This is a genomic window from Neorhizobium sp. P1_A6 (genome assembly GCF_056406795.1).
Genome location: NZ_JBFTZM010000003.1, coordinates 46,614 through 63,365, shown reverse-complemented (window position 1 = coordinate 63,365; position 16,752 = coordinate 46,614). Strand labels below are relative to the sequence as shown.

Genomic DNA, 16,752 nt, shown 5'->3' with positions numbered 1-16,752 from the left:
TCCGTTTGAACCGCGCTGATTTGCGCTGGCGACAAAGAGAACGTGCGGCCTCAGCCTAACCCCAAGGTTCAGCTCACTGCTAGGATATTTCAAACATAGAGTTGTTTACGACAGAAGTTGCCTGAAATGAGCCTTTCTCCAGACACGCCGACGCCCTCGTCAAAATCTGCGCCTCGTGGTGCAGCATTTGGCCGTGATGCGCATAGGGTCTACGATGCGGCTCAATTGGACGGACAGTATCTAGCCCGGTTCGGGGTTCCGGCTTTCATGAAATTCGTAAAGCGACGGCAAAGCGACAGCGCTGCTTTGGTCGACGCCTGTTCCTGTGCGCTGGACGTGCCGTCCGGCGAAGGGAAAGACGAAACGTTGCATATCTTCCATGCCGCCCACCGAACGCCGGCACCAGTGCTGGTTTTCTATCACGGTGGTTACTGGTGCTCCGCCGACAAGGCCTGGTTCCGCTTCATCGTCCTTCCGTTCGTCAAGCGCGGGGCGGTCAATCCCGAGCACCCATTCAGCAGGATGGTCCGCAATCACATGGGACTGTCCTAAGGAGGAAGAAATGCGTTTCGTGCTTATCGGGAACCACGGCTCCGAGTGGGTGCTTTCCAAGGCGGAAGAGCGGCGTCTGAGCTCCATGGAAAAGTGCAGCGAGCTTGGCCTGAAGGTAGAGTTCAACGCTTTTACGCAGGGGCAATACGACTTCGTCACGGTGATCGACGCTCTCGATCCGGAAACCATCAGCGCCTTTTCTCTATGGTTCAATGAGAAAGGTTTTGGCCGCATCCAGACCATGCGCGCGTTCGATGCCGAGGAATTCAAGACCGTACTGGCCCGCGCTGGCGGACCCGCAGCATGAAAACGAACTTCACTGCCGAGCAGCTCAAGGATCCGGAGCTCGCCGAGGCCAACGAAATCCTCAAGACCTGCGTGCATTACGGCTTTTGCACCAACACTTGTCCGACATACGTGGTCACCCGCGATGAGAACGAGTCGCCGCGCGGCCGCATCGACCTCATCCGCGAAATGCTGGAGGACGGCGGCGTCCCCAAACCCAGCACCGTCCAGCACATCGACAGCTGCCTCTCATGCCTGTCCTGCATGACCACCTGCGCGGCAGAGGTCGACTATGTGCACCTCATCGACAAGGCACGCGTTCACGTTGAGGAACACTACGACCGTCCGATCATCGATCGCCTACTGCGTTCCGCCCTGGCCGCGACGATCCCGTACCCGAAGCGCTTCTCGGCCGCCTTGAAGCTGGGCAGGATCGGTCGCCGGTTCGGGAGACTGGCGCCCAAGCAGCTCAGGCCATTGCTGGACCTCGTTCCCGACGCAGCAGCCGAAGACATACTCGCGCCCCAACTGTTCAAGGCGGAAGGCGAACGGCGCTACCGGGTGGCAATTCTTGCCGGGTGCGCTCAGCAGGTCCTCAACGGAAACATCAATGCTGCGACAATCCGCATCCTGCAGCGTCACGGTTGCGACGTGGTCGTCGCCAAAGGCGCGGGTTGCTGCGGTTCGCTCGCACTCCATATGGGCCGGGACGAACAGGCCAAGGCAAGCGCCACGCGCAACGTCACGGCATGGCAGCAGGAATTGGCAGTGGGCGGTCTCGATGCCATCATCGTGAACAGTTCCGGCTGCGGCACCACGATCAAGGATTACGGGCACCTGTTCCAGCGCGACAGCAATGCCGCCGAGGCGAAGGAGGTCGCAGCCAAGACGTGCGACATCACTGAATTCCTTTGCAAGATCGGCCTCAACGTAACCGAAAGTCCGTTGCCCTATGTCGTGGCCTACCACGACCCTTGTTCCATGCAGCATGGGCAAAAGGTGAAGTCGCAGCCTCGTCAAATTTTGCGGAAGGCCGGCTTCACGGTTCAGGACGTGCCTGAGGGCCACTTCTGCTGCGGTTCCGCCGGCACATACAACATGCTGCAGCCCGAGATGGCGGCCAAATTAGGCCAGCGCAAAGCCGACCACATCGCGAGTACCACGCACCACTTGGTCGCCACCGGAAACATCGGGTGCATGACGCAAATCCAGAAGTACCTGGGCAAGCCGGTGGTTCACTCTGTGGAATTGGTGGACTGGGCGACCGGCGGTCCCATGCCGCCCGCTGTGGTCGGCGTCGATCTGCCCGATCCGGCATCGCTTGTCGAAATCCCCAAGGATGTTCCGCAGCAAGCGGCAACCCCCGCGCCCATCTCAGACGGATTCTGGTGATCAACAATGTTGCAAGGAAAAAAGATGGCAGGAGACATGAGGAAGATCGAGGAATTCTTCGCCAATATCGCAGCGAAGCTCGGAGGGGACGCGGTAAACCGTACCGAGGAGACCATCAGCCGTTACGGCGAGAACACCATGCCGAGCGGCTCCCGCTCGCCACTTGGCGTCGTCTACCCGCGGTCGACCGATGAAGTTCAGATCATCGTCCGCGCCGCCAACAAATTCGACGTAGCGCTCTATCCCGTCTCGACGGGTAACAATATCGGCTTGGGCAGCCGATCCCCTGTCCATGCGGGTCAGGTAGTCGTCGATCTCGGCCGGCATATGAACCGGATCATCGAGGTCAACGACAAGCTGGGCTATGCGGTCGTCGAGCCAGGCGTGAGCTACCAGTCAATGTACGACGAGTTAGTTCGCCAGGGCAACAAGTACATGATCGACGTGACCTCCGGCCCGCCCCAAGGCGGCGTCATGGGCAACGCCTTGGACAAGGGGGCAGGCTACGCTCCCTATTTCGACCATTTCGGCATGTCGTGCGGCATGGAGGTGGTGCTCGGCAACGGCGAGATCCTTCGCACCGGCGACGGGGCACTCGCGACGGGTAACCTGCTGAATTGGCACACGTCCAAGTATTCCTACGGCCCGATCATCGACGGTCTTTTTGCACAGTCGAATTACGGCATCGTCACCCGCATGGGAATGTGGCTGATGCCGCGCCCGCCCGCTATCCGGTCGTTTCATTTTACCTATGAGGATGACGACGCGCTCGAGGAAATCACCGACGTCTGCCGCATGCTGAAGATGTCTAATTACGTCCCGACGCTTTTCCGTGTGGCCAATGATCTCTATACCTGCGGTGCCGAAGTGGTCAGCGAGGAGTTCACCCAAAGCGGCGGTCAGAAGTCGATTTCCGATGCGGCCCGCCGGAGGTTGCGGCAGAAGTTTGGTCTCGGCTCATGGACCGTGTCTGGAGCATTCTACGGCCCCAGCATGGAGGCGATGGAACCACAGATCCAGCGTGTGCGCGACCTGTTCGGCAGGTCGGGGAAGGCAGGGTACATCTCCCACGAAGATGCCGAGTACATCAATCCACTCAAGGTGGCGATCAACGCGTTCTCGGGCGTCCCGAGCGCCAGCGAATTGGGTCTGCTCCGGTGGCGCCCGGGCGGCGGCAATACCTGGTTCCTTCCAGGCACTCCGACCGACGGTCAAGTTGCCAACGAATTCCAAAAGGTCGGTCGCGCAATCTACGAGAAGCACGGCATGGACTACATGGTGATGAATGTTTGTGCGGCCCGCTTCATGCGCGGCCTGCACGTGATCACCTTCAACCGCGAAGACGAGGACGAGTGCCGACGCGCCGACGCGTGCTACCGCGAATTGTCGGAAGAGTTGGTGCGGCGTGGCGTCTTCGTCGGTCGCGCGCCGATCGACTACCAGAAGTTCCACATGGACCAAACCACCGACAGCTTCCGGGACGCATGCTCCGGGATCAAGAACGTATTCGATCCCAAGGGCATCATAGCCCCCGGTCGCTACGGCATCGGCGAGTAAGAACGGAGACGGTAATGAGCGGTTTGAATTTGACCATGCTGCCTGAGGCAGGATCGCGCGTGGTGGTCGCGGGGGGCTGCGGCGGCATTGGCAAGATTCTGGTGAAGGCATGCGTCGATCATCGCATGGACGTTACGGTGCTCGACACACCGTCGGCGATCGAGAGTGCCGAAGCGATCAAAGGCGTTTCCTATGTCGCGTTCGACGGTCGTGACCCGGAGAGCATAGAGCGGGCCGTCAATACCGTGACTGCTCGGCACGACGGCTTGGAATGCCTCTTTTTCCTGAGTGGGTTTCCCATTATCCCGCGACGTCCGCTGAGCGAAGTGCCGATAGACAAGTGGAACGAGCTGATGTCGGTAAATTTGACGTCGGCATACCTGCTTGTGAACGGGCTATCACCGCTTCTAAAGCAGGGGCGTGACTCTGCGATCGTCACGGTGGCCTCAAGCCTCGCCTACCAGGTAATGCCCGGCATGTCGGCCTATGCTGCCTCCAAGGGCGGGCTTATCTCCCTGACCAAGGCTTTCGCGGCCGAACTGGCACCAACTGTCCGCGCCAATTCCGTAGCGCCGGGAGCGGTCGATACTGACTTCCTATCCGGTGGTACGGGGCGCGTCGAGGACAAGGGCGCCCGCTCCTGGTTCGACGACATCAGCGCGAAGTACGTCGCCAGCATCCCGCTCGGTCGGGTGGCCAATGCGCAGGATGTGGTCGGCCCGATGCTTTTTCTGGCCGGGCAGGGCAGCCGCTACATGACAGGCCAGGTGCTGCACCTGAACGGTGGGCGCCTCACTCCTTAGGAGTCAGGCCCTATTGATTAACGGGCTTTCCGAGCAAAAAGCCGCAACGACAGAAGAACGCTTTGGGGAACTGAAAATGCTTCACCGATGCGCTGCCGAAGACAGAGTCCGGCAAGATCCAGCGCTTCAGGCTGAAGCAGGATTTGCCCGCGTAACCATACTGCACAACAGGCGGAATTTGGCGTGCCTGTGCGATCGGAAGTTCCACGCAAATGTGGAAGGTAAAAAACCTTCGGTGGAAACCTCGTCCACCGCCGGAATCTGGGAACGACACAACAACAAACGGGAGTTCGTCACATGAAGAAAATGCTTGCTGCAGCCACTTTGGCGCTGAGCATGAGCACCGCCGGCATGGCTTTCGCCGAGCCTTTGAAGATCGGCATGATCACCACGCTGTCGGGCGGCGGGGCCGGCCTCGGCATCGACACGCGCGACGGCTTCATGCTGGCGATCAAGAGTTCCGGCAACAAGGACATCACCGTCGTCACCGAGGACGACGCGCAGAAGCCGGAACTGGCCGTTCAGATCGCCGACAAGATGATCCAGAGCAATCAGGTCGACATCCTGACCGGCATCGTCTGGTCGAACCTGCTGATGGCCGTCGTTCCGGGAGCAGTCGCGCAAGGCAAGTTCTACGTTTCGACCAACGCAGCCCCGGCCGCACTTGCCGGCAAGAACTGCAATGCGCTCTATTTCAACGCCGCCTACCAGAACGACAACCTTCATGAAGCCATGGGCGAATATGCCAACAAGGGCTACAAGAAGATGTTCATCCTCGCCCCGAACTATCCGGCCGGCAAGGATTCGCTGACCGGCTTCAAGCGTTATTACAAGGGCCAGCTCGCCGCCGAAGTCTACACCCAGGTCGGCCAGACCGACTACGCTGCCGAAATCGCCCAGATGCGCGCTTCCGGCGCCGATGGCATCTTCACCTTCCTGCCCGGCGGCATGGGCATCGCCTTCATGAAGCAGTTCGCCCAGTCGGGCGTCAAAATCCCGGTCATGGGCCCGGGCTTCTCCTTCAGCCAGGACGTCCTGCCGGCAATTGGCGATGCCGCTCTCGGCGCAAAGGCGTCCGGCCAATGGGTGCAGGATCTGGACAACCCGGCTAACAAGAAGTTTGTGGCCGACTTCCAGAAGGAATATAACCGCCTTCCTTCGCTCTATGCCGTCGGGGGCTATGACGCAGCCCAGCTCATCCTGTCGGCCGCTTCCAAGGCAAGCGTCAAGAACGCCGATGCCTTTGGCGCCGAACTTCGCAAGGCCGACATCCAGTCCCCGCGTGGAAAGTTCAAGTTCAACACCAACCAGCATCCGATCCAGGACATCTACCTGACGGAAGTGGTGAAGCAGAACGGCGTCATCACCAACAAGACGGTGGAGAAGATCTTTGCCGATCACGGCGATGCCTACGCCAAAGACTGCAAGATCTAAGGTCCGCCGGTGACTTTGGCACTTGCTCTCGAGCAGTTGCTCAATGGCCTGCAGCTCGGCGTCATGTTGTTTCTCATGGCTGCCGGGCTGACGCTGATCTTCGGCGTCATGGGCCTGATCAATCTCGCTCACGGCTCGCTCTACATGGTCGGCGCATTCGCCTGCGCCACCGTGGCGGCGTGGACCGGATAGTTCTGGATCGGATTGATCGCCAGCCTCGTCGCGGCCGCGGCCGCCGGGGCGATCGTCGAACTCGTGGTGATCCGCAGGCTCTACGACCGCGATCACCTCGACCAGGTGCTCGCCACCTTCGCGCTGATCCTGATATTTTCGGAAGGCACGCGCTGGCTGTTCGGCTCCTTCCCGCTCTATCTCGACATCCCGCCGCTTCTGCAGGGCGCCGTCGCGCTGCCGACGCGCAAGAGCCGCATGCGGCTCGGGTGGCGCGCCGGCGTCGTTTCAACGAGACCCCGTAATCGTCCCGGTCTTCTTGAACCCAACGGCCCTACGGGTCGCGATTGCGCCGCCCCGCGCGGTCAGTGCGAATTACTTTGAACCTGAAGTATTTCTAGCTAAACGCAGTTGACAAGGCTTGGTTGCGCACGCACGATCTCCTTGCCGGAAGCGCAAGTCCGTTGGAAGCGCCTGATTGGCCAGCTTTTGGGAAGGGAATTTCTTAGGTGCACCCGGGCACATGGTCCACCACGTCGATCGGATCCGCAGAACGGTTCGACTACTGGAAAGACATCGTTTGCGATACATTGCTGCATGTCGATGCACATGCGGCGGCCGACGTGTCGCGCTTTTCAGCCGAGTTGAGCCTGAAGAGCCATCTCGCGGGTAACTTTGTCAGGTTCAAGTCGCAGGGGCATGCTATCGAGCGGTCCCACAGGCTTCTGCGTGCCAAGCCGGATGAACGATATCTGGTCAGCTATCAGGTGTCGGGCGTGACGAGCGTGACCCAGGGTGATCACAGGTTCCAGCTACGGCCGGGGGACGTGGGCATAGTCAGCGCCGCCCGACCGATGAGTCTGCAATTCTCTGACCCTGTGGAACGGATCATCGCGCTGGTTCCCCGCAGCGCCCTGGAAAAATCATGTCCATGGCTATCCCCTGGGGTGGCACTTCATTTGCCGGGTGAAAAAATCGCCACCCGCATACTGTCACATCTGCTGATGGAGCTCTCCACGACCGAAATGGAGATCGGCACCAACGAAGAGGTCGCTCTGGGTCAGATCATCTCAGAGTTGGTCGGAGTCCGGCCCAGTCAAGATCCCGGCTCGGTTCGGGACCAACAGCTGCGGTGCCGGGTGCTCGGCTTTCTGACCGCCCATATCGAGGATCCCGAACTTGCTCCAGGCATGGTAGCCAACCGGATCGGCATCTCGGAACGGTCCCTGCACTACGTTCTTGCTCGGGCCGGAACCACGTTTCGCACCTTCATAATCACCGAGCGGCTCGATCGCGCTGCGGAAGCGCTAGGCTCGCCCGACTGGTCGCACAATTCCGTATCGGATATCGCCTTCAGGCTCGGTTTCCGCGACCTGTCGCACTTCAGCCGCCGCTTCAAAGAGAAATTTGGCGTCCCCCCGAGCAGCTACCGCTTTAGCAAAACCGGACGTTGACCAGGCTTGCACAAAAGCTCAGCTCTCGGTCTCAGGTTGTCCATGCAGGCTTGCGGCTGCTGCGGAATGGTGCTCGTTCACTAACGGGCTTGAGAGGGGACAGCCTAGCGGCGTGCTGTCCCCTTCGCGGGCATCATTACTGAGTCCGATGCTGTGTTTGCAGTCGGCGCCGTCGGAGCTCCGAGGGGCGTGCTGTTTTTCAGTTAAAACGTGAGATGCCGGTGATTATTGTCCCGGCTCAGCAAATGGAGGTCGGCCTTCCATACGTTTCAGTGCCACCCACACGACGGCATCGATCGCCTCAATCTGCCGGACGCTCAGACGGGAGCGTTCCGTCACCCATTCTCGGTCTTCGAGCAGAGACATTGAGCCGTCGTCTTCTACGTCCACGTACTCACGGCCCGGAAGCCATGTTTCACGATCATCAATCGAATACTCGAAACGCAACGATTTCCGGCCAGGTTTCACGTTGGCGAGGCGTGTCGAGATGACCCGAATATCCACCCGCGGTTCAAGATGACCATCCTGATCGCGGCGCAACCCGGCTCGCTTTAACAGGTCGCCAATATCCTTTTCGAAGTCGGGAAGAACATAGTTTCCGTAATCCTGGCAGGCCAGAGCGCTCTCGTAAGCACGATCGATCGCCTCATCGATGACGACCAGATTGGCCTCCTCTTCAAGCGCCGAATGCACGGCTTCGAGATCGTCTGCGAACTCGCGAATCGCGTCGAAAACGATGACTTGGAACAACAAATCGGCGGCGGGATTAGAAGACAACCCTATCGCGTCGTCCATCGAAAAGTGTTTGTCACCATCGACCTGGTAAACACTATGCAGTACGCCGCCGCGCGGAACATGCTTCGCTTTCACATCCTTATATTCAACGATCCGCCCGGTCAGACCGTCGGTCCGATCGGCGTAAAACGCCGCGTCGGATCGTTCGGACATTCTCCGCAGAGCGATATCGATCGCATGATGCACCGTAGGAACAAGCCGTCCATCGAGAGCGACCGGCTCTTCGACAATATCTCGGCCGACCAGATAGATGCTGACGTTCCTGGATGGAATTGCACGGATTGCTGACATTTGAGACCTCATTGGGTTGCGGTATCCTGCAGCGGTCGACAGTGAATGCCGCCGCAGGTCGCGGGTTGGGTTCGATATTCAATGTGGGGAGAATGGCGCCGCTAGACGGCGTGCCTATAGACGTCTGGACCCACCACAGCGGGCGCTGCGGGATCCCGGCGCATCCGGCCTTTTCGGACGGTCTTTTCTGCATTGTAGTCGAGATATTCCGCGTGCAAGATCAGCGCGCGTCGAAGCGCTGACCTGCGTGAGCCGGAGAGCGCTTGGAACTCCAGGCTCGTTTCCAGGACGGCAAGCTCGATCGCGAGCTCGGCGTGGATCCGCCCCTTCAGGAGACGCCGCGCCGTGTTTACATTTGAGCGTATCTGGCGAGCCGTTGCGGGGCTCTTGCCGTGACGCCTGAGCCATCGGACGAAGCGACCTTCAGCGCGCGGAATCTCATGCCCAAACTCGCGTGCCAGGATCACCTGACCCAAAGCCTCCGCGAGCGGGGCGGGGACCGCATTGGCCACCATCTGATAGATGTCGCGTTTTGCCGTTGCACGCCACTCATAGTCTTCCGGAAATCCCTGCAGCATCGACAGTTGACGCATTGACAGGACCACAGCTTCCGTCGCGGGGATCGGGTCGTCGGGATGCGGATTGTTCGTATACCGCGCCGTCGGGCGTTCCCATGACGTCCGCGTAATTGTCGACATCGGCTCATCTATACTGCGCACACCACGCCCGGCGTGCAGGGGCCGGGCATAGAAGTAGCCGACATCCAGCAGCCGTTGATCTTCTGGATGACGAGTGATGTTCACGTTGGTGAAGAACTCTCGAACTGTCATGCGTTCAGCCGACGCTGCCGCGGTGACGGCGCTATCAAGAAAGCCGTCTCGCTCTCCATGGCGGCCGATGACGATTAACCGTCGCCGACGCTGCGCAATGCCAAACCTGCTCGCGTCCACCTCGACGACGGAAAGGCCGTATCCAGCCTTTTTGTACATCTCCACAGCCAACCGGAAAATATCGAAATTCTTTGCCTGGATCACGTTCTCCATCAGGAACCACGACGGCCTCGCCGCGACCACGATCGAGGCGAATGCCAGAGTCAGATTTGCGTTATCACCGGCTTTCCGAAGGCCGGCGCCCGAAAAATCCTGGCAAGGCGGCCCCCCGACAACCACGTCGGGCTGAAGGACGAGCAGCTCGGCGATGACCTTTAGCGGATTGCTGAGATCAGCCTCCGAAATATGCTCGCTGACGTTCCTGCGATGATTTTCGACCGCGACCGGCCAGCAATCGTATGCTGCAGACTGGAGCAGCCCGGCTCTCAGGAGCCCCAGTGAGATTCCCCCAGCGCCGGCAAACAGTTCAACGAATTTCACGCTGTACTCCATCGTTATGATTATAGATCGTGCGAAGTGCGAGATAGATGGTGAAAGGTTCGGTCACCAATCGTCACCGCCAAAGATCGCGATGAAGTCCGAAGGATTGCGAAGATCGAACACGTGAAAAGCGACGTGCGGCGCTGCTCTCTCAGCAGAAGACATGACGAACAGATCCGCCTGCCGATGATCGATGACGAGGTCGCCATGCTGATAATTGAACACAGCGCCGTCGACATCGCCCCATGCGTTGATCGCATCCGCGACATAGTGGAACGAATGAGCCAGGACGTTCAGACTGACGTATACGCGATCAGCCATTGGCGCTGGCCTTTGCGGCGGCCTGCGGTGCATCACGCATCGCGCTCGCGAGCGTCTCAAACACGTCGACGGTCATCTCATTGTCGTTGATGTCGCGCACGAGCCACCACGTGCGATTAGAGCGACGGATGCCGCTTGCGGAAATTGAGTCGCCGGCAAACTTGAGAAGATCGCCCGACACGGCTCTGGACAGATCGACAATGCGCCCGCGCGTCGGCAGAAATGTACGCTGTGCGTTTGCTGCGTTTTTTCCGACCATAATTGCAGTCCAGTTTTTTGCGCGTCGATGCGCGCAGAAAACTGGGTTTTCAATTGATCGTCCGTCCAGTTCGAAAGTTTCCATCTCGTCCTTCTTTCATCCGGGCATAGCTTCGCCGGTCGCGCCAAGCGGCCCGATTGCCCATGGGTTTACTTTGAAGACCGTCGTCTGTCCGAAGTATTATGTGCGCTACACGAAGCTTATTGCACTTACGGTTCGGTCAACCCGCTGATCTTTACGACGCCTCAAAGATAGCATAATTGAAACGAAATTTCAATATCACGGAGTATTGAGAAACCATTTTTCTTAAAATTATTAATTGTAGAACTAAGTTCTTTAGTATTCCATGTTGGAAGGTGACGAGGTCTTCATTTATTCAATAAATGTAGAACTCGAACGTTGCTTGAGAGAGAAGGCGAGCTTTTTCGCCGGAAATAGAAGAACTCGAAGGGAACGGGGAGCATTCTGTATCCACATTTGGCGTGATGATTTTGCATCCGGCGGATCGACAGCCGCAGGGGCGCGGCCCGGACGGCGACAAGTTTGGCGGCGGGCCGCCGCGCACGCGATGCGAAGAGCGTTGGGTGTTAAACGGCAACTCTTTGGGGGCGCTTCACAAGCAACATGTCTACTCGACAGCGATCCGAGGGGTTGGTTCGATGGGACCGGCCTCGGCAGGCCGGGTCATGTGCTCGGCTATTGGTGGTCGGGGCATCAGCACCACTCAGAACACATCAACGACTTCCGGATCGTTGTCTCGGCAGGTAACATTGACGAATTCGATAGGCGTTTGACAGCCGACGTGGAGGTCAAGCTGTAGATCGCATGTAATGCGCATGAGCTCCTGCAGCGCTATGACTTCATCTTCAGCAGTGACCCGAAAGGTCGCCATCATTGTCATGTCGATTAGGTATGTCGGCACTCGATTTGTCCTTGGTGAATACCCAATTCTGGAGAGCTTTTGGCACCGGCGCAAATGAAAGCGCGCCCGAAGTGAGCAACGGGGGAACGACGGAGCGTTCCTACGATGAAGCCGATAGGGTATTGTGATGCGAGCTCCTCAGCCCGGTCAGGCCTGCGTCGGCAACCTGCCGCCATCTGTCGTTGGCGATCCGGTCGCCGATGCGGCTTCCGAAATTTGAACCGTCTAAGTCTATCGGTACCCTGCCCAAGGCAGCGGTTTCTGCAATCATTGCCAACAGACTCATTAGTCCACGCTGGAAAATCAGACCTTCATGACGCGCGAATTCGTCTGAGACCGTTGGTAGATGGTTTTCGAGGGCATCGTCAATCAATCGGAGGACAACGTTAGACAACATTGAGAAATCCCTGAGGAACAATTACTTTGAAGATGCTATGGGATAATCTCGCCGGCATCAAATCTACATCTCATACCAAGAGGGGCAGGGTATGTATCTCGGGTCGCCTCGCTACCGGATGGTACGGCCGGTCATTTCGTTGCTGATGGCGGCGTTACTCGCTGCGGTGTTCGCGACCCGAAAGCGCAATTTGTTTGGTACGAGATGTGTTGGATGACCTCCGCATTCTGGACGATCCGACAGGGTCTAAGCTATCTTGGCTGACTGGAGTAATTAACGATGCGGGCTGCGTGTTCAGCTCCGATGTCTCAGAGTATCGACGATCAGCGCTGTGAATCAGCACCGAAGGTCGACCCCTATGATCGATCCGGTAAAGCCTTGATCTACTGAGGTGAAATGCAGATCGGATGGGGTCACGATCAGCGCCATGCGGGTTGCGGGAAAATCCTACAGGACAAACGTGGCGACGGCATCCCGTGGCGTAGGCGCAAATCGGCAAAGGAAAAATGCATGAGCCCGTTTGTCTTCAGTACGACTGCACAGATCGTCTTTCGACCTGGCGCTGCAACTGCGATCGGCGATCTCGTAAAGCAGAAGCTCGGCCGCCGTATTCTCTTCGTGACAGACCCCGGATTGCGACGGCTTGGCCTCTGTGAACCTGCTCTCGCGTCTCTCGCTGTCTCCGGCATCGAGACCACTGTGTTCGATGGAGTCGAAGCCGACCCATCGCTCGCGACCGTGATGGCCGCGGCAGGCGCCGCCAAGGCTGATAATGTCTCCGGGGTCATCGGCTTCGGCGGCGGTTCTTCACTTGACGTGGCCAAAGTCGTCGCATTGCTTTGCGGTTCAGGTGAGCCCCTCGACGATGCGTGGGGCGTGGGGAACGCGAAGGGTCCGCGGCTGCCCCTGGTTCTTGTTCCCACCACGGCCGGAACAGGATCGGAAGTCACCCCGGTTTCCATTATCACTGTCGGCGGCGACGAGAAGCGTGGCGTGTCGTCGCCGATCATCCTGCCCGACATCGCGATCCTCGATCCCGATCTGACCTTAGGCCTTCCCGCTCACATAACGGCTGCCACCGGCATCGATGCCATGGTCCATGCGATCGAGGCATATGCGTCGAAGAGCGCGAACAACAACCCTCTTTCAAAGATGCTTGCGCGTCAGGCTCTGCAGCTTCTGGGCGCGAATATCGAAAAGGCGGTCTTTGACGGAACGGATCGTGCCGCCCGCGGCGCAATGCTTCTCGGCTCGATGCTGGCTGGACAGGCCTTCGCGAACTCCCCCGTGGCGGCGGTTCATGCGTTGGCCTATCCGATCGGCGGAACCTTCCACATTCCTCACGGCCTTTCAAACGCGCTCGTGCTCCCGCACGTCCTGCGGTTCAACGCGCCGGACGCTGCGTCGATATACGCGGAGATCGCGGCCGACGTCTTTCCGGACCTCGCTTTGGAACAGGGTGACCAGGGACGATGCGCCGCTTTCATCGAGCGACTTGCCGGGTTGTCGCTTAAGCTCGGGCTTCAGCCGCGGCTGCGAGAGGTGGGTATAGGAGAAGAACACCTGGCCGGAATGGCGCGGGACGCCATGAAACAGACCCGGCTTCTCGTCAACAACCCCCGCGAGGTCGGCGAGGCGGACGCCCTCTCGATATACCGGGCGGCCTGGTGATGGCGGAACGAACAGCTCCTGAACGGTCCAGCCCAGAAGGTTCCGAATGAGTGCAATCATGCCTCTGGTCCTCGTCGGCATATTTCTGGACCGCTATATCGCCAAGAGGCCGACTGCAGGCGCCGTCAAGTAAATGCCAATGAGGAGGACATCATGCTTAAGAACATTCATCCGGCGTTGAACGCCGACGTGCTGCACGCGCTTCGCTCCATGGGGCACGGGGACATGCTGGTCGTCTCCGACACCAACTTCCCGAGCGACAGCGTCGCCAGGCAGACGGTGGTCGGGCGGCCGCTCAGCATGGCCAACCTCCCGGCACAGCAGGCAATCCGTGCCATTCTCTCGGTGCTGCCGCTCGACACGCCGCTCCAGAATTCTGCCGGCCGCATGGAAGTCATGGGCGCGCCGGGCGAAATTCCGACGGTGCAAAGCGAAGTGCAGGCGGAGATCGACCAAGCGGAAGGCAGGCCTTCACCCATGTACGGCATCGCGCGCTTCGATTTCTACGATCTGGCCAAGAAGGCCTATTGCGTGATCTCGACTGGGGAAACCCGCTTCTATGGCTGCTTCCTGTTCACCAAGGGTGTCATTCCACCTGTAGGCGTGTGAGGTATGGGCATGGGAACCGGAATTCCATTCTCGGAATTTTCGTCGCCGACACGGCCTGCCTCGCGCCGAGAATTTCAGCCGTGAGCGAGATTATAGCCGGCACCGGCTTTTGCGAAAGGTCAAAGACTATCGCAGTGCGGAAGTATCCGCCTTGCCCGGATATGCAGTCGTCTCGATCAACCGCGATTGCGAAGCTTGGGGAAAAATCTCCTGTCGGTCCGAATTTCGGACTGTATCGCGATTTGGGGAGCGTTCGGCGGACAATGGAATATTCGCCGGCTCTATTGCCGGGTCGGTCGCGGCCCGAGTACCCGATCCTGAGGTGCGCCCTTTTATAGCCACCGCTCACTAAACGAGGAATCGGCGATGTTCTTGTCTCGACGTTCGTCGGGATAAAGCCGCAGGCGTTAGCCTTTTACGCTAACTTCAGCGGTTAGGCGACACGATAGCTGCGTCAGGAACGGGCGGCAGTTGCCCGGCCTGCTTCGCTCGATAGACACGAAATAAGAGCCGGCGACGACGGCGCCTAGCAGGACTATCCCACCAGCACCAATCCCCGCTCGGCGACCAGCAATTCTTGATTTAGTTGTCATGCCGCCGAACGTAGTTCACCAGCGAAGCCCCCGCTAGGTCACCTAAAGTAGCAGTGTCTAGCTTTCTTTCGGGGATGCCCATCGCTCTTGGTTGAAGGCCAGCCGTATCAATCCTGCGATTAGACAGCCGGGAGCTACTCGTCTGGCGGACAGGCCAGCTGCCAACTGTTGGTCACTACGAAATCCGCCGGCACATGGCGAGCTTGACAAACGGAGAAAACCCAGCGACGCTAAATCTAGCGAGCGCTCGGTATAATTAGGCGCATGATGACCGGAGGAGGCAGGCGCGTCGCGCCTGTTCGGTCGCACTCGGGAGGAAGATTGATGACCAACAGGATTTTGCCTGCAATTCGCCATGCCCGCCCCATCGGCGGGATGATTTTCTGGGCCGTTCTGGCCTTTGGTCTCTGTGCCGCCGTTCCGGCGAAAGCCCAAGATAGCAAGCCGGTTCGCGGGGGGGCGATCACTGTCTCGCAGACGGCGGATGCCCAGCCACGCAACATCCTGACACTGCGTGCCGGCAATTCGCCTTGGGTGAAGAACGTCTTCGAAACGCTGACCCAGACCGACCCCAAGACCTTCGAAGTCAAACCTCTGCTCGCCAAGTCCTGGAAAGTGGCCGCCGACGGACTCTCGATGGAAATCGTGCTGCGCGACGACGTGACCTTCCATACCGGCCGCAGGATGACGGCCGACGACGTGAAGTTCACGCTGGAGACCATGGCCCTGCCGGAAACCGCCGCCCAGGTCGGCTTCATCGCCAAGGAGTTCCAGAGCATCGACGTCACCAGTCCGACGACGCTGACGATCAAGTTCAAGAAGCCGCTCGCCAACATCTTTGACCTCTTCGAAGAGGCTAACGTCATCGACAAGGAAACCTATACCAAGCGCGAGGACGGCTCCCAGGTGATCGGCACCGGCCCGTTCAAGTTCGCCAAATGGACGCCGGGCGCCTCGATCATGCTGGAGCGCTATACCGGTTACCGCGACAGGAACCTGCCTTATCTCGACTCGATCGAATTCGCGATCATCACCGATAGCACCGCATCGGTTTCGGCGTTACGCAGCGGCCGTTCCGTCATGGCGACGGGACTTTCGCAGAACGACCTCGTCGAATTCGAGGGCAACCCGCAATACCAGTTCCTGAATTCAGGCGGGGCTATCTATCCGTTTGGCGTCAATGTTACCAAGGCGCCGTTCGATAAGAAGGAAGTGCGCCAGGCACTCGGTTATGCGATCGACCGCCAGCGTATCAACGAACAGGTATTTGGCGGTATCGGTACTCCGACCGATCTCTTCTGGGGTGTCGGCTCGCCGGGTTATGGTGAGGAGCAGGCGAACCGCTACAGCTATGATCCGACGAAGGCCAAGGCGCTGATCGAAAAGGGCGGCACCACGGGTGCCAAGGTGCCAATCATCGTGCCCTCCATCCCGGCGAATCGCAGCATTTTCGAGATCGTTCAGAACAATCTCAAGGAAATCGGGCTTGCGCCGGAAGCAGTGGTCCTCGACGTTGCGGATTTCGACAAACGGCAGGTCGCCGGGGATCTCGGCCCCGCATTCCTGCTGATCCACGGCCAGGTCGGTTTCAGCACAGCGACGCTGCTTTCCTCGCTTCCCTCGCTCCGTCAGGGAAACCCGTCTGGCTTCTGGTCCGACCAGTATGTCACGCTGCGTAACGCGGTGACGGCGGCCAACTCGCCTGATGCAACCGACAAGGCAGTCAAGGCGCTCTCCGACTACATGCTCGATGAGGCCTTCAGCCTGTCGCTGTTGCAGACACCGGGCCAGACCATCCTCTCCGACACGCTAAAGGGCGTGAAGGCGACGCTCCGCTCGCAGATGCTCTACGGCGAAGCTTATCTGGCCGAGTGAG

The 16,752-nt window shown here is 59.0% G+C and carries 14 protein-coding genes and 1 pseudogene; 11 read left to right on the top strand and 4 right to left on the bottom strand.

Translation table 11 applies throughout. From position 1 onward, the window contains the following. Positions 1 to 267 precede the first annotated feature (267 nt). The 8 genes and pseudogenes from AC1D3C_RS07210 (at position 268) to AC1D3C_RS07175 (ending at position 7,648) form a co-directional block, all read left to right on the top strand. The gene (locus AC1D3C_RS07210) at positions 268 to 552 is read left to right on the top strand and encodes a hypothetical protein (protein ID WP_477482421.1); all 285 of its coding nucleotides are present in this window, start codon (positions 268 to 270) and stop codon (positions 550 to 552) included. A gap of 10 nt (positions 553 to 562) precedes the next feature. Next, entirely contained in the window at positions 563 to 859 is a 297-nt protein-coding gene (locus AC1D3C_RS07205; RefSeq protein ID WP_477482420.1) for a GYD domain-containing protein, read from the top strand. After that, a complete protein-coding gene (gene glcF / locus AC1D3C_RS07200) occupies positions 856 to 2,229 on the top strand; it encodes a glycolate oxidase subunit GlcF (RefSeq protein ID WP_477482419.1) in 1,374 nt (457 codons plus the stop codon). Before AC1D3C_RS07205 ends, glcF begins: the two co-directional genes overlap by 4 nt. A gap of 24 nt (positions 2,230 to 2,253) precedes the next feature. After that, positions 2,254 to 3,786 (top strand): FAD-binding oxidoreductase, encoded by a 1,533-nt coding sequence (locus AC1D3C_RS07195; RefSeq protein WP_477482418.1) that lies wholly within the window; start codon positions 2,254 to 2,256, stop codon positions 3,784 to 3,786. Between the two features lie 14 nt (positions 3,787 to 3,800). Next, complete coding sequence (locus AC1D3C_RS07190; protein WP_477482417.1) at positions 3,801 to 4,589, top strand: SDR family NAD(P)-dependent oxidoreductase; 789 nt, start codon at positions 3,801 to 3,803, stop codon at positions 4,587 to 4,589. Positions 4,590 to 4,886: 297 nt separating this feature from the next. Continuing rightward, complete coding sequence (locus tag AC1D3C_RS07185) at positions 4,887 to 6,023, top strand: ABC transporter substrate-binding protein (RefSeq protein WP_477482416.1); 1,137 nt, start codon at positions 4,887 to 4,889, stop codon at positions 6,021 to 6,023. 9 nt (positions 6,024 to 6,032) lie between these two features. Further along, positions 6,033 to 6,437: pseudogene (locus tag AC1D3C_RS07180) on the top strand (branched-chain amino acid ABC transporter permease); the annotation flags it as partial. Positions 6,438 to 6,703: 266 nt separating this feature from the next. Beyond that, positions 6,704 to 7,648, top strand: coding sequence for a helix-turn-helix domain-containing protein (locus AC1D3C_RS07175; RefSeq protein WP_477482415.1), 945 nt, complete (start codon positions 6,704 to 6,706; stop codon positions 7,646 to 7,648). A gap of 225 nt (positions 7,649 to 7,873) precedes the next feature. On the opposite strand, the gene AC1D3C_RS07170 is transcribed toward AC1D3C_RS07175, so the two are convergent. From AC1D3C_RS07170 to AC1D3C_RS07155, 4 genes are all read right to left on the bottom strand, one after another. Next, entirely contained in the window at positions 7,874 to 8,734 is an 861-nt protein-coding gene (locus tag AC1D3C_RS07170) for a hypothetical protein (RefSeq protein WP_477482414.1), read from the bottom strand. A gap of 101 nt (positions 8,735 to 8,835) precedes the next feature. Further along, entirely contained in the window at positions 8,836 to 10,104 is a 1,269-nt protein-coding gene (locus tag AC1D3C_RS07165) for a DNA cytosine methyltransferase (RefSeq protein WP_477482413.1), read from the bottom strand. 63 nt (positions 10,105 to 10,167) lie between these two features. After that, on the bottom strand, positions 10,168 to 10,425 hold the full coding sequence (locus AC1D3C_RS07160) for a hypothetical protein (RefSeq protein ID WP_477482412.1): 258 nt from the start codon (positions 10,423 to 10,425) through the stop codon (positions 10,168 to 10,170). Continuing rightward, the gene (locus AC1D3C_RS07155) at positions 10,418 to 10,768 is read right to left on the bottom strand and encodes a hypothetical protein (protein ID WP_477482411.1); all 351 of its coding nucleotides are present in this window, start codon (positions 10,766 to 10,768) and stop codon (positions 10,418 to 10,420) included. The genes AC1D3C_RS07160 and AC1D3C_RS07155 overlap by 8 nt, the downstream gene beginning before the upstream one ends. 1,745 nt (positions 10,769 to 12,513) lie before the next feature. Here AC1D3C_RS07155 and AC1D3C_RS07150 point away from each other — a divergent pair. From AC1D3C_RS07150 to AC1D3C_RS07140, 3 genes are all read left to right on the top strand, one after another. After that, positions 12,514 to 13,674 carry an iron-containing alcohol dehydrogenase gene (locus AC1D3C_RS07150; RefSeq protein WP_477482679.1) on the top strand — a complete coding sequence of 387 codons (1,161 nt, stop codon included), beginning with the start codon at positions 12,514 to 12,516 and terminating at the stop codon, positions 13,672 to 13,674. A 153-nt stretch (positions 13,675 to 13,827) separates the two neighbouring features. Then, positions 13,828 to 14,283, top strand: coding sequence for an RbsD/FucU family protein (locus AC1D3C_RS07145; protein WP_477482410.1), 456 nt, complete (start codon positions 13,828 to 13,830; stop codon positions 14,281 to 14,283). Positions 14,284 to 15,200: 917 nt separating this feature from the next. Further along, positions 15,201 to 16,751 carry an ABC transporter substrate-binding protein gene (locus AC1D3C_RS07140; RefSeq protein WP_477482409.1) on the top strand — a complete coding sequence of 517 codons (1,551 nt, stop codon included), beginning with the start codon at positions 15,201 to 15,203 and terminating at the stop codon, positions 16,749 to 16,751. Position 16,752 lies beyond the last annotated feature (1 nt).